Origin of the sequence: Imhoffiella purpurea, assembly GCF_000585215.1 — a bacterium.
In the GTDB taxonomy this organism is placed as follows: domain Bacteria; phylum Pseudomonadota; class Gammaproteobacteria; order Chromatiales; family Chromatiaceae; genus Imhoffiella; species Imhoffiella purpurea.
The window spans coordinates 1-26,065 of record NZ_AONC01000044.1 but is presented as its reverse complement, the minus strand read 5'-3'; the positions used below and the strand labels follow the sequence as shown (position 1 = coordinate 26,065).

Annotated in this window: 29 protein-coding genes; 12 read left to right on the top strand and 17 right to left on the bottom strand. The window is 61.4% G+C overall.

The genetic code is table 11. The features are described from left to right. The 3 genes from D779_RS21800 to bioA all read left to right on the top strand — a co-directional run. The coding region (locus tag D779_RS21800) for a DUF2868 domain-containing protein (protein WP_157726417.1) at positions 1 to 708 on the top strand (708 nt) is incomplete at its 5' end. Further along, on the top strand, positions 708 to 2,147 hold the full coding sequence (locus D779_RS14490) for a GTPase/DUF3482 domain-containing protein (RefSeq protein ID WP_043755386.1): 1,440 nt from the start codon (positions 708 to 710) through the stop codon (positions 2,145 to 2,147). The genes D779_RS21800 and D779_RS14490, both read left to right, overlap by 1 nt. Before the next feature lie 9 nt (positions 2,148 to 2,156). Beyond that, positions 2,157 to 3,443, top strand: coding sequence for an adenosylmethionine--8-amino-7-oxononanoate transaminase (gene bioA / locus D779_RS14485; RefSeq protein ID WP_043755384.1), 1,287 nt, complete (start codon positions 2,157 to 2,159; stop codon positions 3,441 to 3,443). Between the two features lie 4 nt (positions 3,444 to 3,447). Here bioA and D779_RS14480 read toward each other — a convergent pair whose 3' ends face one another. The 4 genes from D779_RS14480 to D779_RS14460 form a co-directional block, all read right to left on the bottom strand. Further along, entirely contained in the window at positions 3,448 to 5,331 is a 1,884-nt protein-coding gene (locus D779_RS14480; protein WP_052348152.1) for an LTA synthase family protein, read from the bottom strand. Between the two features lie 128 nt (positions 5,332 to 5,459). Then, complete coding sequence (locus D779_RS14475) at positions 5,460 to 6,596, bottom strand: aminotransferase class V-fold PLP-dependent enzyme (protein ID WP_043755383.1); 1,137 nt, start codon at positions 6,594 to 6,596, stop codon at positions 5,460 to 5,462. 2 nt (positions 6,597 to 6,598) lie between these two features. Continuing rightward, the gene (locus tag D779_RS23160) at positions 6,599 to 7,951 is read right to left on the bottom strand and encodes a L,D-transpeptidase (protein ID WP_052348151.1); all 1,353 of its coding nucleotides are present in this window, start codon (positions 7,949 to 7,951) and stop codon (positions 6,599 to 6,601) included. A gap of 210 nt (positions 7,952 to 8,161) precedes the next feature. Further along, a complete protein-coding gene (locus tag D779_RS14460) occupies positions 8,162 to 8,668 on the bottom strand; it encodes a hypothetical protein (RefSeq protein ID WP_157726416.1) in 507 nt (168 codons plus the stop codon). A gap of 473 nt (positions 8,669 to 9,141) precedes the next feature. Between D779_RS14460 and D779_RS21790 the strand changes: the two genes are divergently transcribed. From D779_RS21790 to D779_RS14440, 5 genes are all read left to right on the top strand, one after another. Continuing rightward, complete coding sequence (locus D779_RS21790; protein ID WP_081763533.1) at positions 9,142 to 10,827, top strand: RNA-directed DNA polymerase; 1,686 nt, start codon at positions 9,142 to 9,144, stop codon at positions 10,825 to 10,827. A gap of 103 nt (positions 10,828 to 10,930) precedes the next feature. Then, a complete protein-coding gene (locus D779_RS14455) occupies positions 10,931 to 11,500 on the top strand; it encodes a DUF2726 domain-containing protein (protein ID WP_094300794.1) in 570 nt (189 codons plus the stop codon). A gap of 194 nt (positions 11,501 to 11,694) precedes the next feature. Continuing rightward, positions 11,695 to 12,234, top strand: a complete 540-nt coding sequence (locus tag D779_RS14450) for a hypothetical protein (RefSeq protein ID WP_043755380.1) — start codon at positions 11,695 to 11,697, stop codon at positions 12,232 to 12,234. A gap of 72 nt (positions 12,235 to 12,306) precedes the next feature. Beyond that, positions 12,307 to 12,732, top strand: a complete 426-nt coding sequence (locus D779_RS14445; protein WP_232424200.1) for a Uma2 family endonuclease — start codon at positions 12,307 to 12,309, stop codon at positions 12,730 to 12,732. 127 nt (positions 12,733 to 12,859) lie between these two features. Continuing rightward, on the top strand, positions 12,860 to 13,276 hold the full coding sequence (locus D779_RS14440) for a DUF302 domain-containing protein (RefSeq protein ID WP_043755376.1): 417 nt from the start codon (positions 12,860 to 12,862) through the stop codon (positions 13,274 to 13,276). A 67-nt stretch (positions 13,277 to 13,343) separates the two neighbouring features. Here D779_RS14440 and D779_RS14435 read toward each other — a convergent pair whose 3' ends face one another. Together D779_RS14435 and D779_RS14430 are read right to left on the bottom strand one after the other, a co-directional pair. Continuing rightward, entirely contained in the window at positions 13,344 to 13,850 is a 507-nt protein-coding gene (locus tag D779_RS14435) for a hypothetical protein (protein WP_043755375.1), read from the bottom strand. 1 nt (position 13,851) lies between these two features. Further along, a complete protein-coding gene (locus D779_RS14430; RefSeq protein WP_043755373.1) occupies positions 13,852 to 15,234 on the bottom strand; it encodes an HDOD domain-containing protein in 1,383 nt (460 codons plus the stop codon). A gap of 233 nt (positions 15,235 to 15,467) precedes the next feature. Between D779_RS14430 and D779_RS14425 the strand changes: the two genes are divergently transcribed. Beyond that, a complete protein-coding gene (locus D779_RS14425) occupies positions 15,468 to 15,932 on the top strand; it encodes an EVE domain-containing protein (protein WP_043755391.1) in 465 nt (154 codons plus the stop codon). 22 nt (positions 15,933 to 15,954) lie between these two features. Here D779_RS14425 and D779_RS14420 read toward each other — a convergent pair whose 3' ends face one another. The 4 genes from D779_RS14420 to D779_RS14405 all read right to left on the bottom strand — a co-directional run bounded on the left by D779_RS14420 (position 15,955) and on the right by D779_RS14405 (position 19,565). Further along, positions 15,955 to 16,311 (bottom strand): hypothetical protein, encoded by a 357-nt coding sequence (locus D779_RS14420; protein ID WP_043755371.1) that lies wholly within the window; start codon positions 16,309 to 16,311, stop codon positions 15,955 to 15,957. Positions 16,312 to 16,534: 223 nt separating this feature from the next. Further along, positions 16,535 to 16,888, bottom strand: coding sequence for an SET domain-containing protein (locus tag D779_RS14415; protein WP_043755369.1), 354 nt, complete (start codon positions 16,886 to 16,888; stop codon positions 16,535 to 16,537). Between the two features lie 2 nt (positions 16,889 to 16,890). Continuing rightward, positions 16,891 to 19,218 carry a Tex family protein gene (locus D779_RS14410; protein WP_043755367.1) on the bottom strand — a complete coding sequence of 776 codons (2,328 nt, stop codon included), beginning with the start codon at positions 19,216 to 19,218 and terminating at the stop codon, positions 16,891 to 16,893. A gap of 137 nt (positions 19,219 to 19,355) precedes the next feature. Beyond that, complete coding sequence (locus D779_RS14405; protein ID WP_043755365.1) at positions 19,356 to 19,565, bottom strand: hypothetical protein; 210 nt, start codon at positions 19,563 to 19,565, stop codon at positions 19,356 to 19,358. A 202-nt stretch (positions 19,566 to 19,767) separates the two neighbouring features. On the opposite strand from D779_RS14405, the gene D779_RS14400 reads away from it, so the two are divergent. Both D779_RS14400 and D779_RS14395 read left to right on the top strand, forming a co-directional pair. Continuing rightward, positions 19,768 to 20,406, top strand: coding sequence for a 4'-phosphopantetheinyl transferase family protein (locus D779_RS14400; RefSeq protein WP_232424199.1), 639 nt, complete (start codon positions 19,768 to 19,770; stop codon positions 20,404 to 20,406). A gap of 120 nt (positions 20,407 to 20,526) precedes the next feature. Beyond that, on the top strand, positions 20,527 to 21,339 hold the full coding sequence (locus D779_RS14395; RefSeq protein ID WP_043755362.1) for an undecaprenyl-diphosphate phosphatase: 813 nt from the start codon (positions 20,527 to 20,529) through the stop codon (positions 21,337 to 21,339). A gap of 64 nt (positions 21,340 to 21,403) precedes the next feature. Here D779_RS14395 and D779_RS14390 read toward each other — a convergent pair whose 3' ends face one another. Then, on the bottom strand, positions 21,404 to 22,447 hold the full coding sequence (locus D779_RS14390; RefSeq protein ID WP_043755360.1) for an alpha/beta fold hydrolase: 1,044 nt from the start codon (positions 22,445 to 22,447) through the stop codon (positions 21,404 to 21,406). 248 nt (positions 22,448 to 22,695) lie between these two features. On the opposite strand from D779_RS14390, the gene D779_RS14385 reads away from it, so the two are divergent. Further along, a complete protein-coding gene (locus tag D779_RS14385) occupies positions 22,696 to 23,151 on the top strand; it encodes a group II intron maturase-specific domain-containing protein (protein WP_232424198.1) in 456 nt (151 codons plus the stop codon). Between the two features lie 103 nt (positions 23,152 to 23,254). Here the strand turns inward: D779_RS14385 and D779_RS21785 are convergent, their stop codons facing one another. The 6 genes from D779_RS21785 to D779_RS14380 all read right to left on the bottom strand — a co-directional run. Continuing rightward, positions 23,255 to 23,509: a ParE family toxin-like protein gene (locus D779_RS21785; RefSeq protein WP_081763530.1), complete on the bottom strand. Its 255-nt coding sequence runs from the start codon at positions 23,507 to 23,509 to the stop codon at positions 23,255 to 23,257. Continuing rightward, positions 23,509 to 23,709 (bottom strand): hypothetical protein, encoded by a 201-nt coding sequence (locus D779_RS21780; RefSeq protein ID WP_081763529.1) that lies wholly within the window; start codon positions 23,707 to 23,709, stop codon positions 23,509 to 23,511. The genes D779_RS21785 and D779_RS21780 overlap by 1 nt, the downstream gene beginning before the upstream one ends. A gap of 460 nt (positions 23,710 to 24,169) precedes the next feature. Next, a complete protein-coding gene (locus D779_RS22310; protein WP_157726415.1) occupies positions 24,170 to 24,319 on the bottom strand; it encodes a hypothetical protein in 150 nt (49 codons plus the stop codon). A gap of 129 nt (positions 24,320 to 24,448) precedes the next feature. After that, entirely contained in the window at positions 24,449 to 25,057 is a 609-nt protein-coding gene (locus tag D779_RS22305) for a hypothetical protein (RefSeq protein ID WP_157726414.1), read from the bottom strand. Between the two features lie 8 nt (positions 25,058 to 25,065). Then, positions 25,066 to 25,419, bottom strand: coding sequence for a hypothetical protein (locus D779_RS22300; protein ID WP_157726413.1), 354 nt, complete (start codon positions 25,417 to 25,419; stop codon positions 25,066 to 25,068). 203 nt (positions 25,420 to 25,622) lie between these two features. After that, a partial coding sequence (locus tag D779_RS14380; protein ID WP_332307764.1) for a group II intron maturase-specific domain-containing protein occupies positions 25,623 to 26,065 on the bottom strand: 443 nt, incomplete at its 5' end.

The following is a 26,065-nucleotide window of genomic DNA, read 5'->3' as shown; positions in this document are numbered from 1 at the left end:
CCTGAGCCAGAACCTGAGCCAGAACCTGAGCCAGAACCTGAGCCAGAACCTGAGCCAGAACCTGAGCCAGAACCTGAGCCAGAACCTGAGCCTGAGCCTGAGCCTGAGCCTGAGCCTGAGCCAGAACCCGAAGAAGAGTCGCGACCGAATCCTGAGCTCGAGACTGGTCCGGTCGTCGACGCTTCGGATGCGCTTCTGGAGGACGATCAGGCATCGGGTTCCGCCCGGTCCGTCACGTCGACGCGCTTCGCCCCGGATGCCTGCCTGCTATTGGTTCACGTCGATGTCGACGACGTGCTGGAGCCGGAGGACCGGCCGCGCCTGGAAGAGCTGCTGCGCTCGCTCAGCGGCTGGCGTGTCGGTGCCTATGCGACCTTCGGCGCCGGAAGCGCCATGACCATGCATGCCCTGGCATTGCTCGAGGAAGGCGACTGGCAGGCGCCGCCGCCACGCATCGCCGTGATCCAGGACGGCTCCCAGCCGCCCATCACGGAGAACCTGCTCTTCCTGCGCGAGCTGCGCGCGGTCGCCGGCACCGAGGCGCAGATGCTGCTCGCGCTGGTGGGCGATCCGGAGGACGAGGACCGGCTGCCACCCCTGCGATCGTTCGATTTCACCGACTGGCAGCGCAAGATCGATCAAATGGCCGACCCCTACCTGCGGCTGGAAATGCTGGCACCGTCCAGCGAGGATGGAGAAGAAGTCTGATGGCCGAGAGAATTCCGCAACTGGCGATCATGGGCCACCCGAACGCGGGCAAATCCTCTGTGGTCGCGACCCTGACGGAGAACGACCGGATCGCGATCGACAAGCGGGCCGGAACCACCACCACCTCGGACGTGTACCCGGTCGTCATCGACGGCCGCACCATCATCGAGTTCATCGACACGCCCGGCTTCCAGAATCCCAACGCCATCCTCGAATGGTTCCAGGAAAACGAGGAGAAACGGGATCTCGCCCGCGCCTTCATCAAGGAATTCGGCGGCGATCCGCTCTATTGCCACGACTGCGCGCTGCTGGAGCCGGTCGCCAACGGTGCCGGGATCATCCTGGTGGTGGACGGCTCGAAGCGCATCAAGGAAAAGGATCGGGTCGAGATCGAGCTGCTGCGTCTGACCGCCCGGCCGCGCATGGCGATTCTCAACAATCTCTCCAATCAGACGCGCTACATGACCCAGTGGCAGGACGCACTGAGCAAGGCGTTCAACTCGGTGCGCATCTTCAACGCCCACCGGGCCACCTATTCCGAGCGAATCAAGCTGCTCAATGCGCTCAAGAGCATCGATCAGCGCTGGGAGCATCTCATCGAGGAGGCGGTGGACGCCTTCTCCCACGACTGGGAGCGCCGCACCGACCAGGCCGTGACCACCATCCTGGATCTGCTCAAGGAGGCCCTGTCCTACAAGGTCTCGCGCTCGGTGAAGGACAGCAAGATCATCTTCAAGAGCGGCCGCGACCGCATCAAGGCCGAGCTCACGACCGAGTTCGAAAACGGTCTGCGCCGTCTGGAGCTGGAGGCGCAGGAGCATATCCGCGCCAATTTCAGACACAACGTCTGGAACCTCCCTCCGGACTCCATCCTCGAGCAGGACCTGCTGTCCGAAGAGGTGGGGCAGGCACTGGGTCTGTCGCGCCGGCAACTGGCGGTCGTCGGCATGGCCGCCGGGGCGGCGTCCGGGGTTACGCTCGACCTGGCGACGGCAGGCCATTCGCTCGGCGCGGGCGCGCTGATCGGCGCGGCGACCGGCGGGGTGCTCGGCGTGGTCGGCGGCAAGGCGCTCGCCAAGCTCGATATCGAGCGCGCGCCCGGCACCCACAAATTCACCATCGGTCCGGTCTCGAACCCGCGTTTCCCATTCGTGCTGCTGGACCGCATCGTGCTCTACAGCGCTCGGGCGATGAACTGGGCGCACGGACGTCAGGCGGCCGAAGAGGATGCCCCCGATCGGATCCCGGACAAGGTGGTCAGCAAGAAAGGCTTCACCGAGGAGCTGAGCGCCCAGGATCAGAAGACCCTGGGACGCTTCTTCACCGCCGCGCGCAAGGGCAGGAAGGACTTCGAACATGAGGCCGAGTGCCGCGACATCATCGCCGCCATCCTGCGCGGCGTGTCGCTGGACGAGATCGACAGCCGCAGCAATCTCTGACCCTCTCGAATGAATATCGACGCACTGCTCGCCATCGACCAGGCGCACGCCTGGCATCCCTACACCTCGACCATCGACCGCGATCCGGTCTATCCGGTGCGCTCGGCGCACGGCTGCCGGATCGAGCTCATGGACGGCCGAACCCTGATCGACGGCATGTCCTCCTGGTGGTGCGCCATCCACGGCTACGGCCATCCGGTGCTCGACCGGGCCGCCCGCGATCAGCTCGAACGCATGTCGCACATGATGTTCGGGGGACTGACCCACGAGCCGGCGATGCGCCTGGTGCAATCCCTGGTCGATCTGACGCCCGAGCCGCTCCAGCACGTCTTTCTCTGCGATTCGGGATCGGTCTCGGTCGAGGTCGCGATCAAGATGGCCCTGCAGTACTGGATCGCCTCGGGCAAACCGGAGCGGCACCGGCTCATGACCATCCGCTCCGGCTATCACGGCGACACCTTCAACGCCATGTCGGTGTGCGACCCGGTGACCGGGATGCACCATCTCTTCAGCCGGGTCCTGCCGCAGCAGATCTTCGCCCCGGCGCCCGACTGCCGTTTCGGCGAGGACTGTCCGCCGGAGCGGATTGCGGACTTCGCCGCGCTGATCGAGCGCCATCACCAGGAGCTGGCCGCCGTCATCCTCGAGCCCATCGTCCAGGGCGCGGGCGGGATGCGCTTCTACAGCGCCGACTATCTCCGACAGGTGAGGGCGCTCTGCGACCGCTACGAGGTGCTGCTGATCGCCGACGAGATCGCCACCGGATTCGGCCGCACCGGACGTCTGTTCGCCTGCGAGCACGCGGACATCTCGCCCGACATCATGACCGTCGGCAAGGCGCTCACCGGGGGCTACATGACCCTGGCGGCGACCCTCGCCACCGAGAAGGTGGCCCATACCATCTCCTCGGCCGATCCAGGCGTCTTCATGCACGGCCCGACCTTCATGGGCAATCCGCTCGCCTGCGCGGTGGCCAACGCCAGCATCGGGCTGCTCCTGGAATCGGACTGGTCGGCGAACGTGCGCCGGATGGAAAGGGCGATGGCCGAAGGCCTGGCCCCTTGCCGGGCCGTCTCCGGGGTGGCGGAGGTGCGCGTGCTCGGCGGCATCGGCGTGGTCGAGATGCAAGAGCCGGTCGCGATGCGCGAGATCCAGCGCCGCTTCGTCGAGCGTGGGGTCTGGGTGCGTCCCTTCGGACGCCTGGTCTATCTGATGCCGCCCTTCGTCATCGACGACGCCGAGCTGGCAGAACTCTGCTCGGCGGTCGTCCGGGTGCTGTCCGATACGAGCCCATGAGGCCCTACATCCGATCCCTCTGCCATTCGGGGGATGAGACGGCGGCCTCGCGGAATTCCCCGCCGGGGAGGGCGAGATCCTGCAGGCTATGCTGCTCGCCGCTGAAGATGTCGGTCCTCAGGGTTTCGATCGCTTCCACCCATTGCGAGGACTGATCGCAGTCCGCATCCAGGCGCTCCCCGGCCCGGCAGACCTGCGTGTCCGCCCGCTCCAGGGTCAAGGTCAAGCCGGGCAGCGGGCGAATGGGGGCCGCCTCGTAACCCCGATTCGCCAGATCCATGATCGAGGGGCGCCGATCGCCCAGGAGCTCGAGCATGAGCGCCGGGATCTGATAGGCAGGTATATCTCCCACCTCGACCGGTCCCCGCTGTCCGTCGATCACCACCAGGGGCGTGCGCACCATCGTCCGCAGCATGGGGGCGTCGAAATCGCCGCGTCGCGGCTCGAGCAAGCCCGATTCGGTATAGCCGCCGTAATTGGGGCCCAATGCGGGAAGGTGATCGCCGAATAGAACGATCAGGCCATCCGGATCGCGGCGTTGCAGTTCCTCGAGAAAATCCATCAGCTCGCGCGACTTGTAATAGACCGTGTTGGCATAGGCCTCGACCGTCTCGTGACCCGGGGCCGCGCTGACGACCTTGGGGCGCCTCTCGTTCAATGGGTAGTGAAGGTGGCCGAAATAGGTGAGGATGTAATCGAAGACCGGCCGCCTTCCCTCGAGTTCGCGACCCAGCTTGTCGAGCACCTGACGATAGAGCGAGGAATCGCTCAGGAAGCTGCGGTTCATGTCGTCGAGGTCGAAGTCACGATCGGCCCAATAGGTCTGGAAGCCGATGCGGCGATAGGCGTTGACCCGGTTCCAGAAGGAGGCCGCGTTCGGATGCGAGGCATAGGTGCGATAGCCGGCCTCGGTCAGATGGGCCGGCAGACAGGGCGCGGAGCGTTTCAGACCCGTCTCGAAGAAGACGTTGTCCTCGGTGACCGGAAAGCCGCACAGCACCTCGAATTCGGTATTGGCGGTATAGCCGCCGAACACGGGCGACAGCAGATGCGAATGCCCGGCGGCCTTCCACAGCCGGCGGAATGCGGGATCGAAGGGATCCTCCGACAGCTTGGATGCGGTCAGCAGCATCGGGTCCCAGAAGGATTCCAGAACGATCATGTGGAGATTGCGCGGGGCGCCGCCGGTCGGGGCCGACACCTTGAGGAGATGCGGCTCGACTCCGTCCTCGACCCGAGCGAACGCCTCTTTGACCTCCGCCAGGCTCGGCGGGGCCACGCGTCGCGAAAGATTGCGCGCCGTTTCTTGCAGCAGATGGATCGGCAGGCCGCGGTCGGTGAAATTGCCGGGCTGATTCCAGACCGAGTTGCCGAAGGTCTCATCCAGCGTCGCCGAGATCGGGGCCGGGATCAGCATGAGCGTCGCAACGCACGCCCCGATCGCCCCCAGATTGGCCCAGGACCAGCCGCGGCGCCAATCGATCGTCCAGGCCAGGAGCGCCACGGGGACGGCAACCAGGGCAATGGCACCCGCCAGCTGCCAGCCGTCGAGTAGCAGGAACATATTGCGCGCGGCGACGAAATCGTCCGGGGCGACCGGAGCGCCCAGGATGGCGAGCTTCATGGCGTTGCCGAAGGTGAGGGCGGAGAAGAGGGCGGTCGCGGTCAGCATGAAGCGCGGCAGCGAGCGGGAGATGCCGAACAGGATGGCCCCGATCAGAAGGTGCGCGCCCAGGTCCCAGGCATAGACCGAGCCATTCCGCAGCTCGAGGTCGAAGACCTGGGCCATGGCCGTCTGAGCGGCCAGATACCAGATCGCGACGAAGAGGAGGGCGCCGATCCAGACGAGGATCCGGCGAGCGAAAGGCGAGCGAATGGATGATTTCACGGCGGCTAGAGGGCAAGGGAAGTGGGGAAGCCCCACGAGTCCCAGGAAGACTAGCCGAATGTCACAATATTGTCTCTAATTCGTCATCTATACGACTCATTATCGTAATAAATCGATCCTTCGAGCGTTCAGCCCGAGCCTCGGCTGGCGAGTGTCTCGTCGAGGATTTCCATGGCTCGGTCGATCATGGCGACCGGGGTATAGAAATGCGGCGAGAAGCGGATCCCTCCACCCCGGCAGGCGCAGAGCACCTTGCGCTGCATGAGCTCGCGATAGAGCGGTTCGGCGGGGATCCCGGGAATGCGGAAGCTGATGATGCCGGCGCGCAAGCCGGGATCCGCCGGGGTCATGAGCTCGAAACCGCGCCCTTCGATCGAGGCGATCAGGTGGGCGGTGCGCTCCTGCAGCCGGCTCCAGATCCGGTCCATGCCGATCTCCTCGATCAGCGAGAGACTTGCCTCGAGCGCATGCGTCCCCAGCAGATTGGGGCTGCCGCATTCGAAACGCCGCGCACTCCGAGCCGGAGACCAGTCCGTTCGATCGAAATCGCCGACCTGCTCGACCATGTGCCACCCGAATTGACGCAGGGTCAGCGTATCGCGCAGTTCGGGTCGCACGTAGAGCAGAGCCAGACCCTCTGGTCCGAGCAGCCATTTGTGACCGTCGGCGACCATAAAATCGGCCTGGAAGCGCCGGACGTCGCAGGGCAGGGCGCCCAGCCCCTGTATGGCATCGACGCAGAAGAGGATGCCGTGCGCCCGGCAATGGGCGCCGAGACGCTCCAGGTCCAGCCGGCGCCCCGAGGCGTACTGAACCCAGCTGACCGCGAGCAGACGGGTGTTCCCATCGCACATGGCGATGAGATCCGCCTCCGGATCGGCGGAGGCATCCAGGTCCAGTCCGCGCCAGGTCACGCCGAGAGACGCCAGCGACTCCCACACGATTCGGTTGGAAGGGAATTCCTGCGCGATCCCGACCACCGTCTGGCCCGGTCTCCAGTCGATCCCGTGGGCGATGACGGAGAGCGCCTCGGAGGTGTTCTTGGCCAAGGCGATCTCGTCCGGCGAGACGGCACCGATCAGCCTGGCCAGACGCTCGCGCAGCCGCTGCTCGACCGCCAGCCATTGCGGATAGGCGAGCGAGCCCCAGCGCGCATTCTCCTCGGCGAAGCGCGACACCGCCTCGGCCGTCCGCCGGGGCCAAGGCCCGACGGCGGCATGATTCAGGTGGCACAGCTCGGGATCGAGCGGAAACTCATCGTGCATCGCTACTGCTTCTCGGGTGAGGCGGCCGGCTCGGCGGGAGCCGGCGGCTCCGGCTGAGACGCCGGTTGCGGAGCGGATTCGGTCGTCGGGGCCTCCGGCTTGGGCGGCTGCGGGGGCGTCGGATCGGCTGCGGCCGCGGCCGGCTTGGGCTCCGCAGGGGCGGCAGGAGGCGCACTGGGTGCCGGCCTCTGCTCAGGCACGGGGGCGGTCGCGGGATCCGCAGGGGCCGTCGGGGCGGGTTCGGCCACTCGGGTCGACTGCTCGGGCTGGGGCAACTGGGGAACCGTCGGCTGGGCCGGAACCGAGGTCGCTTCAGGCTTGGCCACGGCCGGCTCCTCGGCAACCTTGGGCGTCTGCGGCGAGGCCGGCGACGCTACCGGTTGGGCCGCCGCTGCATCGGCTTCGGTCTTGGCCGCGGGGGCCGGCTCGGTCAGCATGCGGGTCTCTCGCGGCTCGGACGCGGACTCGGCCGGAGCGGCGGAGGCATCCCGGGCCTGAGCCTCGACGATCGGATTCTCGGCGGACTCGGCAGCCGGCTTCGGGTCGGTGGCCGCGACCCTGGCCTCCTCGGCGGCCTTCTTCTCGGCCGCGGCCTTGCGCCGCTCGGCCTCGCGCTGCTGCTGGGCGGCGACCTCGCGCTGCTTCTGCAGTTTTTGTACGTAGTTCCCGTAGCTCGGCCCCTTGCCCTCGATCTCGACCGGGGTTCCATATTCCACATGCTTGAAGAGCACCGGAGCCAGCTTGCCCGGCATGCGAATACAGCCGTGCGAGGCCGGTCTGCCCGGACGCGGGATCGGGCCGGCGTGCAAACCGACGCCGTCGTTCGTCAGGCGCATGAAATAGGGCATCTTGGCGCCCTCGAAGCGGCCGCCATCGGGAATGGGATCGCGGCCGACCTTGACGCTGGAGCGGATGACCTTGCCGCCCTTGCCATAGACCTTGCCATAGAGGTTGGAGCGCTTGTTCTCCACCTTCTCGATGACCTCGAACTGACCGGTCGGGGTGGGATATTTGGATATGCCGGTCGCGACGGTGCTCCAGCCGACCTGTTCGTCGCCCGAATAGAAGTGCGCCTTCTGTTCGTTGGTGTTGACGACGATGCGCGTGACCTTCTTGCCTTCCCCGTTCCACTCATAGAGCTGGTTCGCCTTCGGCTTGGGTTCCGGTTTGTCGGTCGGAGGCAGCGGCGGCAAGGATTCCGGCTGTGCGACCTCCTGCGGTTCCGGCTTGGGCTCGGGCTTGGCCATCATCTTGGCGAGACCGTCGCATCCGCCGAGGTTCAGAACGAGCAAGGCGCCAAGCGTGACCTTGAGGGCGCTCAGGGCGAGAGTGTGTTTCTGAGTTCTGTCATTCATGTACTTGTGCTTCCCAGGATAGCCGGCACCCTGATCCGATCTGTGTTTCACCAATAGGCTAGGATAACCCGCCTATGCACGCAGGGCACGCTTGATGCCGCTAGCGCCGCCAGGGTAGGGCCGGGAGCTGTGCGAAATCTCCAAAGAGTGAGAATGGTTCCCGTTAAATTTGGTTCCGGGAATCGCGAGCGAAAGCCGAGAGGGCGATCCCTAGTCGGATCGAACCTTGGCACATGCCCGTTTTTTGCGGTAGCGGTTTTCCGGCGTGTTCTCCGTGAGCAGGGCGGCTTGCGCGAGCCGGCATTCCTGAAGCGCCTCCGCGTCAGGAGAGATCGCGCCCGGGTCGGTCCACTCGATACCGGCCTGAGTCGGCCGAAAACGCGCGGCCGCGGAGCAATACATCGCCTTCAGGCTTGAATAGTCGGGGTGAGCGCTGCGATTGTCTGACAACCGCTTGCAGGACTCGGCGAAGAGATCCTTCGCCGCATGGGTACATGCCGAGCGCTTCACGACATCGCCCCGATACTGGCCGCACACGGACGAATCCTGAATCCGCCACATCTGATGCGAGAAATCGACATCGATTCCCTGGTACTCGACCGTTTCGACCTTTACTTCCGTATCCATACGGGCGACAGCGCTGTTTGCGATCTGGTTGCCGATCGATTCCGCCGAGGTCGTGAGATAGCCTGCGAGCAATGCGGTGATGGGATCCATCGTCAGGCTCCTACCGAAGTCGTAGAGGAAGTACGTTAGCACGTTATGAGGAAATACGAATGTAAGGGTATACGTCCCAGGGCGATCGCATCAAAATATTATCAACTACTGTTGGACGAGATAGCCGGATTGTCCCAGACTCGCGCGCCCGTTTTTGCTGCCCTTGCAAGAGTCTGCCATGCCGGAAATGCCCTCGGATCGATCCCTATTGACCCATTCAAAGCACTTTGGCCACCGAGGTCGAGGAGGCATTCATCGACGCCGACGCCCGCGAGAGTATGTCGGACCGGACTCCCAGTTCCTGGAAACCGTCGAGCAGGGGCATGGGCGGCGCGAGACACGCCGCTATCGCACCCTCGGCGATCTCTCCGGCGTGTCGCGCCGCGCCGGATGGAAGGCGTTGAAGTAGATCGTGTTTTTGGACCTGGCGGCAGTGCCGTCGATTATATTGGGCGCAATTTGGAGGAATAGTAGTGGCGATTGACTATCAAAAGGTCAAGCGGATCTTACAGCTACAAAAAGCTGGTAAGTGGCTGGTGAAGGATAGCGACGACGACTTCTTTCCCGATCCTATCAACTTCGCGGATGTCGTTGGAGAGTTGGATGATTACTTGCAGCAACGGCAGCACCGCTTACTCCAGATCGACGCCTTCACTTCACAGATGGATTATGTTCCAAAAGCAAGCGGCATGGTTCGAGAAGCGATTTGGCTCCATCCAGTTCATCGTCTGCTCTATCTAGCAACGCTGCATTACTTCTTGCCAAAATTGGATCATCACTTGCCCTCTGAGGTCTACTCATATCGTTTGGATTCCGATGATCCAGATGGGTATCCATTTGGCAAGAGAATCGATAGATGGAAGCAATTTCACAACGATTTTCGACGAGCCTGTCTAGACGATCAGACGGGGGCCGTCCTAGTTACTGACATTGCCAGCTTCTATGACCATATCCGCATTGAAGACCTAGCATCAAGAATTCGTTCTCTACTCGGTGCTGGCATGACTCAAGATGATCGAGTGATGGTCTGTTTTCTGGAGGCATTGGTTCGTCAGTGGAGCTCCGATGGTTATGGCATCCCTCAAAATCTTGACGCCAGTAGTTTTTTTGGGTCACTTTTTCTTTCTGGCGTTGACCACGAAATAATTCAAAAAAGATACAGGTATTTTCGTTGGGTCGACGATATCCGAATCTGCGCCAAGAATAAGAAGCAAGCTATTCGAGCACTTCACGACCTGCAGGCCGCGCTGGCCCACCATCGCATGTTTCTTGCTAGTGACAAGACAAAAATTTACTTGAAGGGCTCGCCAGAATTTGAAAATTTAGTCGATGTTGAGGACGATGCATACATTTCGTCCATAGAAGATGTAATTGCACGTGGAGATAAAGACGAAGTTGAAATGACAATTCCTGAAGTGTTTCGGCGTTTGGGTAACCATGCCTCGCCGAGTGGTGACGATCGAAAGTTTCGTGCTTACGCTAATCGGACACTTCAGATTTCCGATTACCAGGAGTTCAAGGACTCAGTCCTCGCTCAGTTGGTACCATTTGTGGTTGCGAGAATGGAGTCTCATCCAAACCGAAGCGATTACTGGACAAAACTCTTACAAGCGGTTCCGTCTGGTGATTGGCTAGAAATGGCAACGCGCCTGCTCAAATCCGATCCTTCAGTGTTCAACTGGCAACGCTTCTATTTGTGGAAACTTCTGGTCGCACGCCCAATCATTCCAAAAGAACTTCACGAATTCGCGTATAGCGCTGTAACAACTGCAGTGTCAGAGCTCGAAGCGGCACAAGCTATCGTGTGTTACGGAAAGCATGCTAATAACCAGCAGCGCGAAATCCTATACGTACAACATTTCAGCGTACAGCGTTCGTACCCCATTCAACGCGCAATACTCATCGCTATCCAAGAGCTAGAAACCGAGCTTCGAGGAAAACTTTACAAAAGGGCATTGGTTATCTGTCCCGAACACACTCAACTCGTAGCGTATCTTGAGAAATTAGAATCGCCAAAATATGGAGTTACTGTGCGGTCTACTCGTCAGTTGCCAGATCAACCCCGTGCAGTTGAGGTGGCGGTCAAACGAGGTATCGGGAAATCCAGAGGGCATGTGATCCAGTATCGCTTGTCCAGAAGCGATTACGACTACGAGTGATGATGCCCAACAATACGTTGCGGGTGACGTTTTTGGTATCGCAAAGCCGCAGTCGCCTCAAACGTACCTGAACGTGGGGTTGGTAAGCTTTGAGGATGTAAGCATGGAAGGGTACGGAGAATCCGGCTTGATTGCTCTGGGTGTTGCTGTTGTCTTTCTTGCAATTGTGTTTGTCGGCGTCGCCACCGCGTTGGGAGGAGGGAAGAAAGACAAAGCGAACCCAGTCGCTGCGTATCGTCTAAAACAGCTGCTGTCGGCTGCCGAGCGGTCTTTCTACGGTATTCTGGTCGATGCGGTTGGAAAGGATGGCGCCGTCCTCACGAAGGTGCGCGTCGCGGATGTCCTGACACCAAAGAATCTCAAGGGCGCGGCCAGGCAGCGAGCATTCAATGCCATCTCGGCTAAGCATTTCGACTTCGTGATTTGCGATCCGGCTACATTGACCGTCAAGGCGGCGGTCGAGCTCGATGACGCGAGTCACGGCAGGGAGAAGAACAAGAAGCGCGACGAGTTCCTGAATCGGGCCTGTGCGTCTGCCGGTTTGCCGTTGGTGCGTGTGCCAGCGGCTCGCGGGTATGCGGTCTCGGGTATCAGGGATCGGGTGCTACCGTTCTTGGTGAACGTGGAGAGGGCGCCACCGTCTTTGGGTGATATTGATGACGTGAGAATCTGAGCGCCGTGGGCAAGGTCCAGTGTATGTAACACTGGACCTAAAAAGCAGGGCACCCAAAACCACCTTTTAGAGCGTTCAGCCTTGACTTGACATAATATACATTATGCGAAATCAAGGATCGGGCTGAACCCGAGGCCAAGCCGCGTGGTTCCAAGGCTCGGGCACCGTCGACCGCCTCGGACCTCGCGGTCAGATTGACCACCGAGGAAGTCGCCAAGGTCAATCTGTCACCGCGTCAGGATTGGCCGGATGCCGAGCTGCTCTACGAGGGATTCTTGGCCAATCCCGGCACCTTGCGAGCACTGCAGCAGCTGTGCGGCTTCAGCGACGAACAGGCGGCCTCGGCCTGTTTGGTTTCCCTGCGGACGTATCGCCGGTGGCGCTCCACGGGAAAACCGGATCCCACCGCGCTGCGTCTGCTGGCGATCCTCGCCGGGTTCATCCCCTGGACCGGCTGGGACGACTGGGAGATGCATCGCGGCTATCTGTTCCCACCGGGTTTCTCCCGTCATGGCATCACGCCGGGCCAGGTCCAGGCCGTGGTGTTCTACCGTCAGCAGGCCAGCGAGTACCGTCGACGCAATGCCGAGCTGACCGAGCGCGTTCGCGTCCTCGAGGCCGAGCGCACGGCAGCGGTGGCGGACGCGGCCGTCGGCACCCAAGTCCATGCCCTCGGCGTTCAGACTGCCGCGCGAGATTCGGCGCTGGAGTTCGACACACAGCGACCGGAATGATCGGCTACCATCGAGTGAACGGTTTCCATACGGAGAGGCATCATGGAGTGGTCTGAAGTCGTCGATAATCCGATGTTTCGCGATCTCCCGTTCAAGATCGAGCTGACCAGATTCGGCAAGATTCTCATGAGTCCGGCCTCAAACCAGCATGGCCGGATTCAAGGCCGGTTGGCTGGGATGCTTTGGAGCCGTCATCCCGAGGGCGAGGTCATCGCAGAATGCTCGATCCAGACCGGCGATGGCGTCAAGGTTGCCGATGTTGCCTGGGCGTCGAGCGCCTTCCTCGAGGAATTCGCGAATCTGACGCCCTATCCGAAGGCGCCTGAGCTGTGCGCCGAGATCGTTTCACCCTCGAATTCCAAGGCCGAGATCGCGGAAAAGGTATCTCTCTATCTGGAAACAGGTGCCCAGGAGGTCTGGGTGATCTACGAGGATCGGCATCTGGAGATCTTCAGCCATCGGGGAGCCGAAGCCGATGTAGCATCGAGCCTCTTCTGATCGAACCGATCGTCCAGGGCCTATCGTGCCGCTCGGTTGACAATTTCCCTGTCTGCCTAGTGCGGCAGCTGGTATTTTCCGCGCCGTTTGCCGAACGGATAGTCGATAATGCCGAGGAGGTCGATCAATGAATAGAAACGAAAATCTATATTCGGTGGAAAGCGATAAGGACGTGACTCAGTTCGTCGCTGATTTCTCTGCGATCGCGGCCGCCAACGAATTCGTCATCAATAATGCCGACTCCATGAGCATGAAGGAGAACTTCCGGGCTCATGGAGGCATCGTACCCGATGAATTCGATCTGCATATGGTTCAGCTCTGCAAGCCGACCAAGGCGGACAAGAGCCTTACCTTCAATCCCGAGCGCGCGGTGCTGATGCCGAAGTTCGTCATGGTGTTCTCGAAGAACGGCAAGACCCAGATTCGCTACATGAGCTACAGCGCCGCCGATATCGCAGAGATCGTCCCTGGGGATGCGGATTTTCCGGCATCCCTGGATCAGACGTTCGCCAAGATCCGCTCAATGATCGACGAGGCGAAATAAGGCGCGGGGGACGGACGCTCCCTACCTCGCCGGTCACGAGGCCATCGCCTCGTGACCTCGGAACCCTTCAGCCCCCTGCCCTCCAGAATCGCTCGGCTGTTTCCAATACGGTTTGCGGTGCAGCATCCGTGGATACCGGGATATCGATATCCCAGCCAAGGCTGATGCGTTGCAGGAAGGGTCGGCGCAAGCGCTCACGAAGCCCGCCCGGGCGTAGGCCGAGTCGCAGAAAGGGAGCCATGTTGTGCGCGTTGTAGAAGATATCCATCCTTTCGATCTCGCTCCAAGGCACCAGATCGATCCCGTGCCGGGACCGAAGCGAGGCATAGCGGATTCCCCGCCCGTTCATGGCGATCTCCTGCGGCCAGTTCGCTGAACTGCGCAGACTGACCAGGATGCCGACGGTCATGAAGATCGCGAACAGCACCGTGAAGGCGATGCGCATCGTCGCCCCTTCCAGAAAGGCGAGCTGGACGAAGATGAAGAAGCCGCCAGCGATCAGTGCCACCTGACGATAGAAGGACGGCTGGGCTCCGCGCGGATGAAAGATGACCTCCTCTGACATCGGCTGCATCTCACTTTCCCATTGCTTTGACCCGTTCGGCCATGCCGACAGGCAGGTTCCGCGATTGAGCGCGCAGTTTGGGCAGCACCCTGAGCTTCAACAATTCATGCAGGCCGAGATCCGGGTAGCCGAGCGCGCTGAGATACTCGGCGATGAATGGCCGCGGCCGGGTCTCGCCCTCCGGGTTCAGTTCCTCGTAGCAGCAGCGCGCCAGATAGAGCGCGGCGACATTGGATCGCACCTCGACCGGGACCCGGTGCGGTGGCGCGAACTCGGGATGGAGACTGTAGGCGATGCTCTTGCACAGGACGTCCGGCAGAGACCAGCTGCGCATCAGCTCGGATCCCATGGCGGCAGGATCGAGCGTGTCGAAGAGATCGCTCAAGCCGGCGTTATAGGTCTTGAGCAGCTCGATCACGACCAGCCCGATGTCGCAGAGGATACCGAGCGTGGCGACCTCGGCCGGTCTGGCGACGCGCAGCGATTCCGAGAGGACGTAGGCGATGCGCGAGACCTCGATGGCGCGCCGGTGCAGCTCGGCGAACAAGTGCGTATCCGGCAGGCTCTGGCGCATGCTCTCCGACATGATGACCTGATAGACCGTGTTGTGCCCCATGAGGACGATGGCATGGCTGACGTTGGTGATGGTGTGGGTGAAGCCGAAGAGCGGCGTGTTGACCACGCGCAGCAGCGTGCTGGTCAGGGATGGATCCATGGTGACCAGCTCGACGATCTCGTTCTTGGTTGTACGCTCGTCGAGCATCTTGTTGAGCAGTGTGATGCTCGAAACCGGCAGCGCCCGGACCTTGGAGAAGAGCTGTTTGACGGCCGACGACTGGGCGAAGCCGGAGCTGCTGCCAGTCCGTGCGACATAAAGCAGCTCCATGAGGGATTCCTGGCGCGCGGTCAGCTCCTCGACCGCATTGCGCAGACGCCTGACCCGCTCGCGGGTGGAGCTGTCGATGCGGCCCTTGAGATACGCGGACAGCTCTTCGCCGAGCGCCGAGAAGACCTGGGCATCCACGCACATCAGCAGCGTCGTGGCGCGGGCGATGGCCGTGGCCTCATGGCGCGTGGGCGACATGGGATCCGAGTCGCTGATCCAATCCCCCGGACCGAATTCCTCGACATAGGCGCTGGCCGACGCCTGCTTGGTCTGTACGCAGCCGGTGAGCACCAGATAGGCGCCCGTGGCGCGTTCGCCGCCCTCGAACAGCCGCTGCCCGGACGCCAGCTTGGACAGTTCGGCCTCTTGGAACAGTCGCGCAAGATCCTGATTGGATAGCTTGGGAAAGGCGCCGATCTCGCCGGCCGTCTTCATGGCCTTGGCATGATCCACCTCCTGCCCGATCGGCTGTGTCGCAACGCCCGACTTGCCTCGTCGCCAGAACATCGATCCGCCCCCTACTGAGCTGAAACCTCTCGGATCCCATGCTGTCATGCCCCGACTCCGGGAACAACGGCTTGTTCATCCTTTATTGATTCAGGTGGAGTCGAGACCGCGATGGGCGGGGAAAGATGCCTCCGAGCATGGAGCCGAGCCGATCGCTGGCGACCGACGCGGCTTTCGGGGATGATTGTCGCTACCTTGTACGACGCCATCACTCGACATTCCTCGACGACGCCATGACTCACTGGCTTTTCAAATCCGAGCCCGATGCCTTCGGCATCGACGATCTGGCCGCGCGGCCGGACAAGACCGAACCCTGGGACGGCATCCGAAACTATCAGGTGCGCAATATGCTGCGCGACGACGCCCGACCCGGCGATCCGCTGCTCTTCTATCACTCGAACTGCAAGGTTCCGGGCGTGGTCGGTATCGCCGAAATCGTCAGCCCTCCCCGGCCGGATCCCACCGCCTTCGATCCCGAGGCCAAATATTTCGATCCCAAGAGCGATCCGGAGAAACCGCGCTGGTATCTGGTCGACGTCCGCTATGTCCGCCATCTGAAACGCACCATCCCGCTCGCCGAACTCAAGCAGTACGCGGATGGGCCGCTGGAGGGGCTGCCGCTGGTCCGCAAGGGCAACCGGCTTTCGATCATGCCCCTGACCCAGGAGCAGTGGGACTTCATCCTCGGCCTGGAGTGAAGGCCGGGCTCGGCGGGTCCGGCTACATGAGCCGCGTGATCTGTCCCTCGTCCAGCCCCAGCATCTGGGCGCCGACCTTGAGCGCCTGATCGGCGAAGTCGTCGATATCTCCCCAGCAGTCGTCCGTGTCCAGCACGTCCGACATGAGCTCGCCGACCACGCGCAGCCGAAAGGCTCCGTCGGCCCGCTCCGCGGGCGGCGCCTGCTCGGCCCCGACATAGAGCGCGGGCTCGGTCTGCCCCTGGGGCACGAAGGCGAGCAGATAGCGATAGAAAGGCGGCTCGGCGGTCTCGATCTCGCCGAGCAGCACGGCCGCGTACCGCCCGATGCCGTAGCGGCGTTTCGGAATGGCCGTCTTGATCTGTGGACGCTCTTGCATGCGTACCCTCCTCGTTTCGATGTGGATGCGGCGTAGGGCGCAATAGCGACAGCGTATTGCGCCGCATGACGAACGGGAACTAGCCCCCGACCATGCCAGCCGCTCGCGGACGGCGCAATACGGCCGCTCCGAATTCGAGCTGTCATATCCCCCATGGGACGCCGCACCAATACCAGGCGATGCGGCCACCCACTGAAGACGGCCTATTGCGCCCTACCCGTCCTCACTCCGCCGCCGCCCCGTAATCGCAGGTGATCTCCTCGTCCCGCGCGATGGCGCGTCTGGCATAGAGATCGAACCCGTCGAATTCGGCGTTGGGCTCGTCGCAGTGATTGATCCAGCGCAGCAGGTTGGTGCCGCGCCGGCCGATGCACTCGTCGGTGTCGCTGTTGCAGACCCAGAGGACATGAGGGCCATCCTCGTCCACCCGAGGGCCGATGAAGGTACCGATCAGCGCGCCCGCATCGAAGCCGTGCCGGGCGAAGCACCCTCGGCCGTGGATCGTCGAGGGTGCCGCGTAGAGCCGATCGGACAGCGGGTCGGGCGACTTGGGTTCATGCCTCCCTGCCCGCTCCATGGTCAGCGTCTCTTGGCCTTGGCGAAGGCGTCGGCCATGGCGCCTCCGGCCGGTGCCGGTGCGCTGGCCGGTTTGCCCCGGTTGCGGCTCGAATCGCCTTGACGGCGCGGCTGTCCGGAACGTCCCTGAGGGCGTTCGGATCTCGCACCGGGCTCACCGCGCGGCGCGGACTCGCCCAGACGCATGCTGAGCGCGATGCGCTTGCGCTCCAGATCCACCTCCAGCACCTTGACCTTGACCAGATCGCCCGACTTGACCACCTCGTGAGGGTCTTTGACGAAGCGGTCGGCCAGTACCGAGATGTGCACCAGACCGTCCTGATGGACGCCGATGTCGACGAAGGCGCCGAAGTTGGTGACGTTAGTGACCGTGCCCTCGAGGATCATGTCCGGCTTGAGATCCTTGAGGGTCTCGACGCCCTCCTTGAACTGGGCGGTCTTGAACTCGGGGCGCGGATCGCGTCCCGGCTTCTCCAGCTCGGAGAGGATGTCCTTGACCGTCGGCAGACCGAATTGCTCGTCGGTGAACTGCTTCGGATCGAGCCGGCGCAGCGTGGCCGTGTCGCCGATCAGGCTGCGGATGTCCTTGCCGGTGAACTCGGCGATGCGACGCACCACCGGATAGGCCTCGGGATGCACCGCCGAGCCGTCGAGCGGCTCGTCCCCGTCCGGCACGCGCAGGAATCCGGCGCTCAGCTGGAAGGCCTTCTCGCCGAAGCGCGACACCCCCATCAGCTTCTTGCGGTTGGCGAAGGCGCCGTTGGTCTCTCGGAACTGGACGATGTTCTCGGCCAGGGTACGGTTGAGCCCGGAGACCTGGGTCAGCAGGGGCACCGAGGCGGTGTTCAGATCCACGCCCACGGCGTTCACGCAGTCCTCGACCACGGCGTCGAGGGTGCGGGCCAGCCGCGTCTGGTTGACGTCGTGCTGGTACTGGCCGACCCCGATCGCCTTGGGCTCGATCTTGACCAGCTCGGCGAGCGGATCCTGCAGCCGGCGGGCGATGGAGACGGCGCCGCGCAGCGAGACGTCCATCCCGGGCAGCTCCTTGGAGGCGAACTCGGAGGCCGAATAGACCGAGGCGCCCGCCTCGCTCACCACCAACGAGCGCAGGCCCAGCTCGGGATGGCGCTGGATCAGCTCGCGGGCGAGCTTGTCGGTCTCGCGCGAGGCGGTGCCGTTGCCGATGCTGATCAGCTTGACCGCGTGCGCCTTGGCCAGGACGGCGAGCTTGGCGATCGAGGCGTCCCACTGGTTCTTGGGCGCGTGCGGATAGATGGTGTCGGTCGCGGCCACCTTGCCCGTGGCATCGACCACGGCGACCTTGACCCCGGTGCGCAGACCCGGATCCAACCCAAGTGTCGGCAGACGCCCGGCGGGCGCGGCGAGCAGCAGGGCCTTGAGATTGAGGCCGAAGACGCGGATCGCCTCCTCCTCGGCCGATTCCATCAGACGATGCTTCAGCTCCAGGTCGAGCCGGGTCATGAGCTTGACCCGCCAGGTCTTGCGCACCGTCTCGGCCAGCCAGTCGTCGGCCGGACGACCGTCATGCCGGATCTCGAAGCGGGAGGCGACCATGCCCCGGCAGACCGCGTCCGGATCCTCGCCCTCGCCCGCCAGCAGTTCCAGGCTCAGCACGCCCTGGTTGCGTCCGCGGAACAGGGCCAGCGCGCGGTGCGAGGGGATCTTGGCGACCGCCTCGCGATAGTCGAAATAGTCCGAGAATTTGTTGCCTTCCTGCTCCTTGCCGTCCATCACCTTGGACACCAGGATGCCCTGCTCCCACAAATGGTCGCGCAGCCGTCCGGTCAGCTCCGGGTCCTCGGCGAAGCGCTCCATCAGGATCTGGCGCGCACCCTCCAGTGCCGCGGCCGTATCGGCCACGCCCTTCGCTGCGTCCACGAACTCGGCGGCGGCCGACTCTGGCGTCTGGGTGGGATCTGCCAGCAGCGCATCGGCCAGGGGCTCCAGCCCCGCCTCGCGGGCGATCTGGGCCTTGGTGCGGCGTTTCGGTTTGTAGGGGAGATAGAGGTCCTCGAGGCGCTGCTTGGTGTCGGCGGACGCGATCTCGGCCTGGAGCTCGGGTGTCAGCTTACCCTGCTCCTCGATGCTCTTGAGCACCGCTACGCGGCGCTCGCCCAGTTCGCGCAGATAGCCGAGCCGTTCTTCGAGATGACGCAGTTGGGTGTCGTCGAGACCGCCGGTGACCTCCTTGCGGTAGCGGGCGATGAAGGGCACGGTGGCGCCTTCGTCGAGCAGCCGGACGGCCGCCTCGACTTGGGCCGGCCGGGCCGAGAGTTCCTGACTGATCGTCTCGATGAGATTGGGCATGAGGCTACTGATATCCGAATGAATGGGTGCCTTGGAACGCGGTGCTCGGGTTCAAGGGCGGCGAAGTGGGAATGATCGGGGATCGCGGGCGGTTCCCGCACGGGTCGGCGAATCCTGACGTGCGACGAAGGGTTCGGTCAATCGAGACGGCAGCTTTCGCCGTAGACGGCCATGATGTCCTTCAGTTCGCGCAGCAGTGCCTGTCGCTCCGATGGGTCGAGTCCAAGCGTCTCGGGGAGATCGGCTCCGGATTCCAGCACGGCGATATCGCGTCGTACCCGAAGGCAGCCCTTCTGGCAGATGGCCTCGACAAGCGCCTCGACAGAGGAATGGTCCAGCACCGTCACGAGTGACTCGACTCAAGATTGCGGGAGGATCAGATTATAAGAATATGACAAAGGGGGTCAAAGCCAAGCGGAGACCTTTCAACGATCGCGTTCGATCCTCCCCTGAGACAGAGGCGCCGACCGTGGCGCATAGCGAGCATTCATGACCGATACGATTCGATGGCAAGCCCCGAAGGCACTCGACGGCCTAGCGGGGGAATCCGTGCATCTGTGGAAAATCCGCGCCGACGAAACCGGCATGGCCTTGAACACCTGTCTGCGCCTGCTCGGCGAGCGTCAGCGCGCGCGCGCCGAACGGATGCGGCACCAGCCCTATCGCGAGCGCTACATCCGGGCTCAGGCCGGACTGCGGTTGATCCTCGGCCGCTATCTCGACACGGACCCTGGCTCCATCCGCTTCGGCCACGGCCCGGCCGGCAAGCCGTTCGTCGACTCGTCGGGGCATCCCATCGCCTTCAACCTGACGACGACGGGCGATTTGGCACTGGTGGCGGTTGGCGCGGGAAATGGGCCCGACGCCGAGATCGGCGTGGACTGCGAATGGATCCGACCCCGGATCGACATCCAGGCGGTCGCCCGGCGCATGTTCAGCCCCGAGGTCGCGGAGTCGCTCGCCCAGCTTCCCGAGGCCGAACGGCTGGAGCGCTTCTATCGCGACTGGACCGCGCTGGAGGCGGATGCCAAGTGCGACGGTCGCGGTCTCTTCCGCCCGCGTGCACCGGATGCCGTCGCACCTCAGGTCCTGCACTGCATCCCCGAGCCCGGCTATGTCGCGGCGATCGCCCGGGCCCGGCTGCCTGCGCTGGAGACCTGGTCGACATTCGATCTGACCCCGGGCTGAGGATCCCGCCGGCGGACCTTTTCCACTCCTCGGCAGGTGCGGTTCCCCGCCCTGCCCGCCCGATTCCGTTTCGCATCCGCTGGGATATACTCCCGCACCTCGCCATCAAGGAGCGCCCGCGTGGAAGCCACCCAGATCCTCATCCTCTCGCTCGTTCAGGGCATCACCGAATTCCTGCCCATCTCCAGCTCGGGGCATCTCGTCCTCACGCCGCTGCTGTTCGGATTCGACCTGCAGAGTCTGGCGTTCGACGTCTCGGTGCATGTCGGCACCCTCGCCGCCGTCATGATCTACTTCCGCAAGGAGGTGGCGCGGATGACGCTCGCCGTGCTGAGCTCGCTGCGCACCCGCCGATTCGAGGATCCAGACGCCCGACTCGGCTGGATGATCGTCATCGCCACCATCCCGGTCGTGGTGCTGGGGCTCCCGCTCAAATCGGTGCTGGAGATGCTGCGTCAGGACGACGCGCTGATCGCCCTGGTGATCGCCGGCACCACCATCGGATTCGGATTGCTGCTGTGGCTGGCCGACTGGCGCGGCAAGCGCACCCGGGACGAATACAGCCTCAACTGGCGCGACGCACTCTTCATCGGCGGCATGCAGGCTATCGCCATCATCCCCGGAACCTCGCGCTCGGGCATCACCATCACCGCCGGACTCATGCTGGGACTGAACCGCCAGGCGACCTCCAGATTCTCCTTCCTGCTCTCCATCCCGACCATCATCATGGCCGGCCTGCTGGAGACGCTCGACCTCGCCCAATCGGCCGCGCCGGTCGACTGGACCGCCCTGCTGATCGGCGCCCAGTTCTCATTCCTGGTCGCCTATCTCACCATCCACTTCTTCCTGCGCTTCATCGAGCGCATCAGCATGCTGCCCTTCGTGCTCTACCGCTTCCTGCTCGGCGGGGTGATTCTCTTCCTGGTGCTTTGATTCGGCGGGGGTTCTATCTGGACGCGAAGGCGCGCGCGGACGGATCCAGGATTCGCCCGCTGCCTCATTGCGCTCTGTGAGCCGATGATGGCTGGCCCAGGAGCTGCTCGAGCAGCGTGCGATTGAAACGCTCCGGATCCTGGATCTGGGGAGAGTGCCCGAGCTCGGGGAAGGTGATCAGGGTGGCGTCCGGGATGGCCGCCGCCGCTTGGCGGGCGAGCGCCGGATAATCGCCGAGGGTGCGCGCGACCGCCTCGGGCGCGCTCTTCTTGCCGATCGCGGTGTTGTCCCGTTCGCCGATCAGCAGCAGGGTCGGAACGGCGATGTCACCGAATCGGTGCACCACCGGCTGGGTCAGGATCATGTCGTAGGTGAGCGCCGACTCCCAGGCCATGAGGTCCCGGTCCGCCTCGAACTGTCGCGCCAGCATCTCGACCCAACGATCGTAGCGGGGCTCCCAGTCGCCCGCATAATAGGTGTCTCTCTGGTAGGCGGCGATGCCCTCGGCGCTCGTCTTCAATTGCCCCTGGTACCAACGATCGATGGTCCGATAGGGGACGCCCTTCGCCAGCCAGTCCTCGAGCCCGATCGGGTTGGCGAGCACCAGGCGCTCGACCTGGTCCGGATATTGCAGGGCATAGCGCACCGCCAGCATGCCGCCCATCGAGTGTCCCATGACGATCGGCCGCTCGACCCCGATCGATTCGAGCAGTGCGTGGGTATTGGCCGCGAGCTGATGGAAGCTGAACTGATAGCGGCGCGGTTTCGAGGATTTGCAGAAACCGATCTGATCCGGCGCGATCACCCGGAATCCGGCCTCACGCAGCGGTGCGATGACGCCCTCCCAGGTCGCGGCGCAGAAGTTCTTTCCGTGGAGCAGCAGGACGGCACGGCCATTCGCCTTCTCTGGTGCAGGCGCGACGTCCATGTAGGCCATTTCCAGCGGTTGCCGCTGGGAATCGAAACGGTAGACATCGACGGAATACGGATAGTCGAAGTCCTCGAGCCGGGCGCCATCGCCGGGCGTGGGCGTCTCGCTGGCGAGAGTCGCTCCCGCGACCGCGAGTAGGAACAGACCGAGCAGCGCGGTCTCTAGGCGTGATGGCATCTTGCACCTCCGTGGGTCGCATGATTGCGTGGCGAGGTCGCGGCTAGTCACGCGTGGCGTGTCGACCTTGGAAGACGATCTTGGTATCGAGCGGCGGAAACCCAAGCGAACGAGACGTCTTGACCACCATGATCTAGACGCGCGTGAGGAGCTGGCCCGGGGTTCATCGGATGAATTGCTCTGTCGTCGACTGACTGTCGACAGGCTCTAGACCACTACAGCCTGATGTGGTCAAGGCAGACGCGTGCGTGTTCCTGGGATTGATCTTCCGGGGCAAGAAGCTGCGCTGGTCCGAGCGCACCGGCCTGGACTTCCGCCACTGGCTGGGCAAGCTGACCGGGCGGAGTTGGGGCGTGTCCATGGACTATCGGCTCAAGAAGCTCTCCGAATACGTCCGTGGTTGGATGGGCTACTTCGGCATCTCGGACGATTACCGGCCGATCCCCGAGGTGGACCACTGGCTGCGGCGACGCATCCGCATGTGCTACTGGAAGCAGTGGCGCGGGGTGCGCAATCGCATTCGCCAGCTGAGGGCTCTGGGGACACGGATACGCACCGCGATCTGGACGGGCATGAGCTCCAAGAGCGACTGGCACCTGTCCCGGTCGCTGGGCACGCAAACCGGGATGACCAATGACTGGCTGAAAGACCAGGGCTTGATCAGCATTCGCGATCAGTGGATGAAAGCGCATGGCTATGCCTGAAGTCCTCGTGTGCTTCCTTCTTGTGAACCGCCTAGTGCGGACCCGCATGCTAGGTGGTGTGGGGAGAGCGGGCTAAATACCCGCCCTTACCCGATTAGGCCAATTAACCATTGATTAACCGATCGTATTCTTCGTGAGTTCCTATCCAAACCCATACGTATCCATCTTCATCTTCCATCGCAAGCGCGCGATGATTGCCTCCTACCCGAGCTGACCACAGCTTGCCGACTTTCTTGAAACGCAAAGATGGATGTCGTGGGTTTTCTTTCAGTAATTCATAGTTCTTGCGCGCGAGTTGCTGCACTTGTTCAGGTAAGGCACAAAAGCAATCCCAGAATCGCGCCGTGGTTTTGTGCATTAAATTTGACCAAGCTTTCCCTTTGCCTTTTCTTCCAATGCCTCATGTATTAGAAAATCCAATTTTCCAGCGGCAGAGTCTCTTTCTATTTCCTCATCCCATGTCTCCCAATCATGCTCCGAGAACCAGTGCAAGAGTTTCATGTATTCACGATGAGGAAGGGCTTCGATTTCTGTCTTGATTTCTTCGAATGTTTTCATGAGGGGACCTCTTTGGCCTAACGTTTAAATCACCCGCCGACGAAGGAGGTCGGGTGTATTTATTTGTGGTACGCCCGGCATGGGCATGAATTATAGCCGCTTAATGTGATATCTCGACATCAGCATTGAGATGCATATTGCGTTTCCGGCAGCTTGAAAAACGAAATCACTCGATCTGCTCGCTGTTGCAAAGACTTGATTGCTGCATGCACATGCTTCTTAAGATCGCCTTTGCTCTTGACCGGTTGACGCCTCATTCCTTTATCTTTGATCTCTTCCTGGCTCTGTGAACTAAATGACGACTCAGAATAGGAAAATTTATTTAGAACAAAGGGTTGGGATTGAAAAACCGAATTTCCGGCATCACCCACTGGGTGAAGATGAAAATTGGCCTTTTCTATCCGTATGCGCTTGTTCTGTAGGCGGTTTTCTTATTCCATGCATCATTCAGTTCACGGACTCAGGTGCTACTGCGACTGAATCCGAAAATCTTGATCACGTCTTCTGGGCTGTAGCCGCTTTCTTCAACGGCACGAACAGCAATTTTACGCAGATAACTCATCACATCATCAGGGATCAAGCGGGCATCTGATAACCATTTAGGTTTCATAATTGATCACCGAGTTTTCTGAGCTTTACCTACTACATCAGTCTAGCGTGTTCTGGACAAAGCGAGGTGCAATGAGATGCCTGGATAAGAAATACGATGGCTATATGGCCCTTACCCGATTAGCATTATTTATTGCTGGAGCAACGCATCATACTTTTGCTGGAGAGCATGAGTTTTTGACTCTATGAGAGCAAAGAGTTCTTTAGGCCATGGCTCATCATAGTGAATCGGATCGAGATCATAAATCCCGGCACTGCGAAGCGATAAAAACACTGACACATGCCGTAAATATTGGAGTAATTGCTCCTCCAGTTGAGGATCTGGGCAAGCCCTATGCATTTTTGTTTCTATTATATTTAATATTTCTTGGTGGTTTTTCTGGATAATTTTTTCATCAATTTCCCTGGCAATATTTCTTCTGCCTTCATCTTCGCTTGACCGGTCTAAAATTCTTCGCCAAACAACATTGTCTTTTTGAAGCCGCAAATAAACGGGCCAATAAAAGTCCTCAAGCTGCTTTTCAATATTGGATATATTTTTGTCTCTATTCGTTTTTTCAATATCCTTTTTTCTGTCAATGTATGCTTGCCAAAGTGATTTCACCATAAATCCTGCGGCAGCAGACACAAGGGCAATAAGTGTTGTGATGAGCGTTTCCATATTTTTTTGAATGCTACGTCGCAAATCACCGGAGGCGAAAAGCATAGCGAAGCGGCGCTTTTTGCCGTCCGAGTGCATTTGCCTTGTTAGGTCTTTTCTTTCCTTCCAAATACTGATGTTGCAGATGCAGACAAGAAACCTAGCAACGCACCCAAAACCACATTAAATGATTGCGCAGCTAATTCACGTCTCTTTTTGTATATTTCTGAGTCTCTCTTAAGCTCTTCCAATATCAATGCCTTTGTTTCAGGATCTTTTGTCTTTGCGGGAATCTCACCATAATTAACAGCCGGATTCCATTCTTCTGCAAAAAAGGCAACATAGCCCGTCGAGCAAAATAAAGCCAAATATACAATCAATATTCCGGACCACACCAAAGTTGATTTGGCATCAACCTGTGTTCCACCTGACGGCTTTTCATTTTTGTCTTTATCTTCCATACAAAATACTCATCAAATCGGGCATCATGACCTCCGGCGTAGGGACTCCGGTTACCCGGAGCCCCCGCCACAGACCCGGACGTGCGGTTTTCTCGCATCCGCTTCCTCGGTTGTACTCGCATTCGCGCGAGCGATGAATGTCATGCAAACACCCGCGGCGCGTGCGGCTTTTCGGTGATGCGGGGTTTGGCGATTCCAAGCTTCTAGAGTGCGCGGTTGAACACCGCCCAGGTGAAGCTCTTGCGTTTTCCCCCACGTCGATTGAGCCACTTGAACGCCGCTTTGACGGCAGACTGAAAGAAGCACCAGAGGTCTTTGGAGTTACCCCGTAGACCGTAATAGTTGTAGTGCCCTACCAGCCGCCGATTCAGTCCCTTGATGAACTCCCGACCCGGTAGGTGCCGGTTGCGCTTGATCCACTCGGTGATGCGCCGGATTGCCCCTTGTAGCTTCTTGCGGGCGGTGCGACGCATGACGCGTACCGTGCCTCCTCGGTCTGGAAACCAGAACAGCTCGAAACCCAGGAAGGTGATGCGTCGGCGACGACTCGGATGAAAGCGGCTGAAACGCACGACCTGCGTCTTCTCGGGCGCCACGGCGAGGCCAAATTGCTCCAGCCGTTGCGGGAGCGCTTGGTAGAACCGCT

Bases quoted from the DNA above. Each gene is read 5' to 3' on its own strand.
- D779_RS14490 (WP_043755386.1), top strand. From the start codon at position 708: ATGGCCGAGAGAATTCCGCAACTGGCGATCATGGGCCACCCGAACGCG.
- bioA (WP_043755384.1), top strand. From the start codon at position 2,157: ATGAATATCGACGCACTGCTCGCCATCGACCAGGCGCACGCCTGGCAT.
- D779_RS14475 (WP_043755383.1), bottom strand. From the start codon at position 6,596: ATGCACGATGAGTTTCCGCTCGATCCCGAGCTGTGCCACCTGAATCAT.
- D779_RS23160 (WP_052348151.1), bottom strand. From the start codon at position 7,951: ATGAATGACAGAACTCAGAAACACACTCTCGCCCTGAGCGCCCTCAAG.
- D779_RS14460 (WP_157726416.1), bottom strand. From the start codon at position 8,668: ATGGATCCCATCACCGCATTGCTCGCAGGCTATCTCACGACCTCGGCG.
- D779_RS14455 (WP_094300794.1), top strand. From the start codon at position 10,931: ATGGAAGGGTACGGAGAATCCGGCTTGATTGCTCTGGGTGTTGCTGTT.
- D779_RS14445 (WP_232424200.1), top strand. From the start codon at position 12,307: ATGTTTCGCGATCTCCCGTTCAAGATCGAGCTGACCAGATTCGGCAAG.
- D779_RS14440 (WP_043755376.1), top strand. From the start codon at position 12,860: ATGAATAGAAACGAAAATCTATATTCGGTGGAAAGCGATAAGGACGTG.
- D779_RS14435 (WP_043755375.1), bottom strand. From the start codon at position 13,850: ATGCAGCCGATGTCAGAGGAGGTCATCTTTCATCCGCGCGGAGCCCAG.
- D779_RS14430 (WP_043755373.1), bottom strand. From the start codon at position 15,234: ATGTTCTGGCGACGAGGCAAGTCGGGCGTTGCGACACAGCCGATCGGG.
- D779_RS14425 (WP_043755391.1), top strand. From the start codon at position 15,468: ATGACTCACTGGCTTTTCAAATCCGAGCCCGATGCCTTCGGCATCGAC.
- D779_RS14420 (WP_043755371.1), bottom strand. From the start codon at position 16,311: ATGCAAGAGCGTCCACAGATCAAGACGGCCATTCCGAAACGCCGCTAC.
- D779_RS14415 (WP_043755369.1), bottom strand. From the start codon at position 16,888: ATGGAGCGGGCAGGGAGGCATGAACCCAAGTCGCCCGACCCGCTGTCC.
- D779_RS14410 (WP_043755367.1), bottom strand. From the start codon at position 19,218: ATGCCCAATCTCATCGAGACGATCAGTCAGGAACTCTCGGCCCGGCCG.
- D779_RS14390 (WP_043755360.1), bottom strand. From the start codon at position 22,447: ATGCCATCACGCCTAGAGACCGCGCTGCTCGGTCTGTTCCTACTCGCG.
- D779_RS21785 (WP_081763530.1), bottom strand. From the start codon at position 23,509: ATGCACAAAACCACGGCGCGATTCTGGGATTGCTTTTGTGCCTTACCT.
- D779_RS21780 (WP_081763529.1), bottom strand. From the start codon at position 23,709: ATGAAAACATTCGAAGAAATCAAGACAGAAATCGAAGCCCTTCCTCAT.
- D779_RS22310 (WP_157726415.1), bottom strand. From the start codon at position 24,319: ATGAAACCTAAATGGTTATCAGATGCCCGCTTGATCCCTGATGATGTG.
- D779_RS22305 (WP_157726414.1), bottom strand. From the start codon at position 25,057: ATGCACTCGGACGGCAAAAAGCGCCGCTTCGCTATGCTTTTCGCCTCC.
- D779_RS22300 (WP_157726413.1), bottom strand. From the start codon at position 25,419: ATGGAAGATAAAGACAAAAATGAAAAGCCGTCAGGTGGAACACAGGTT.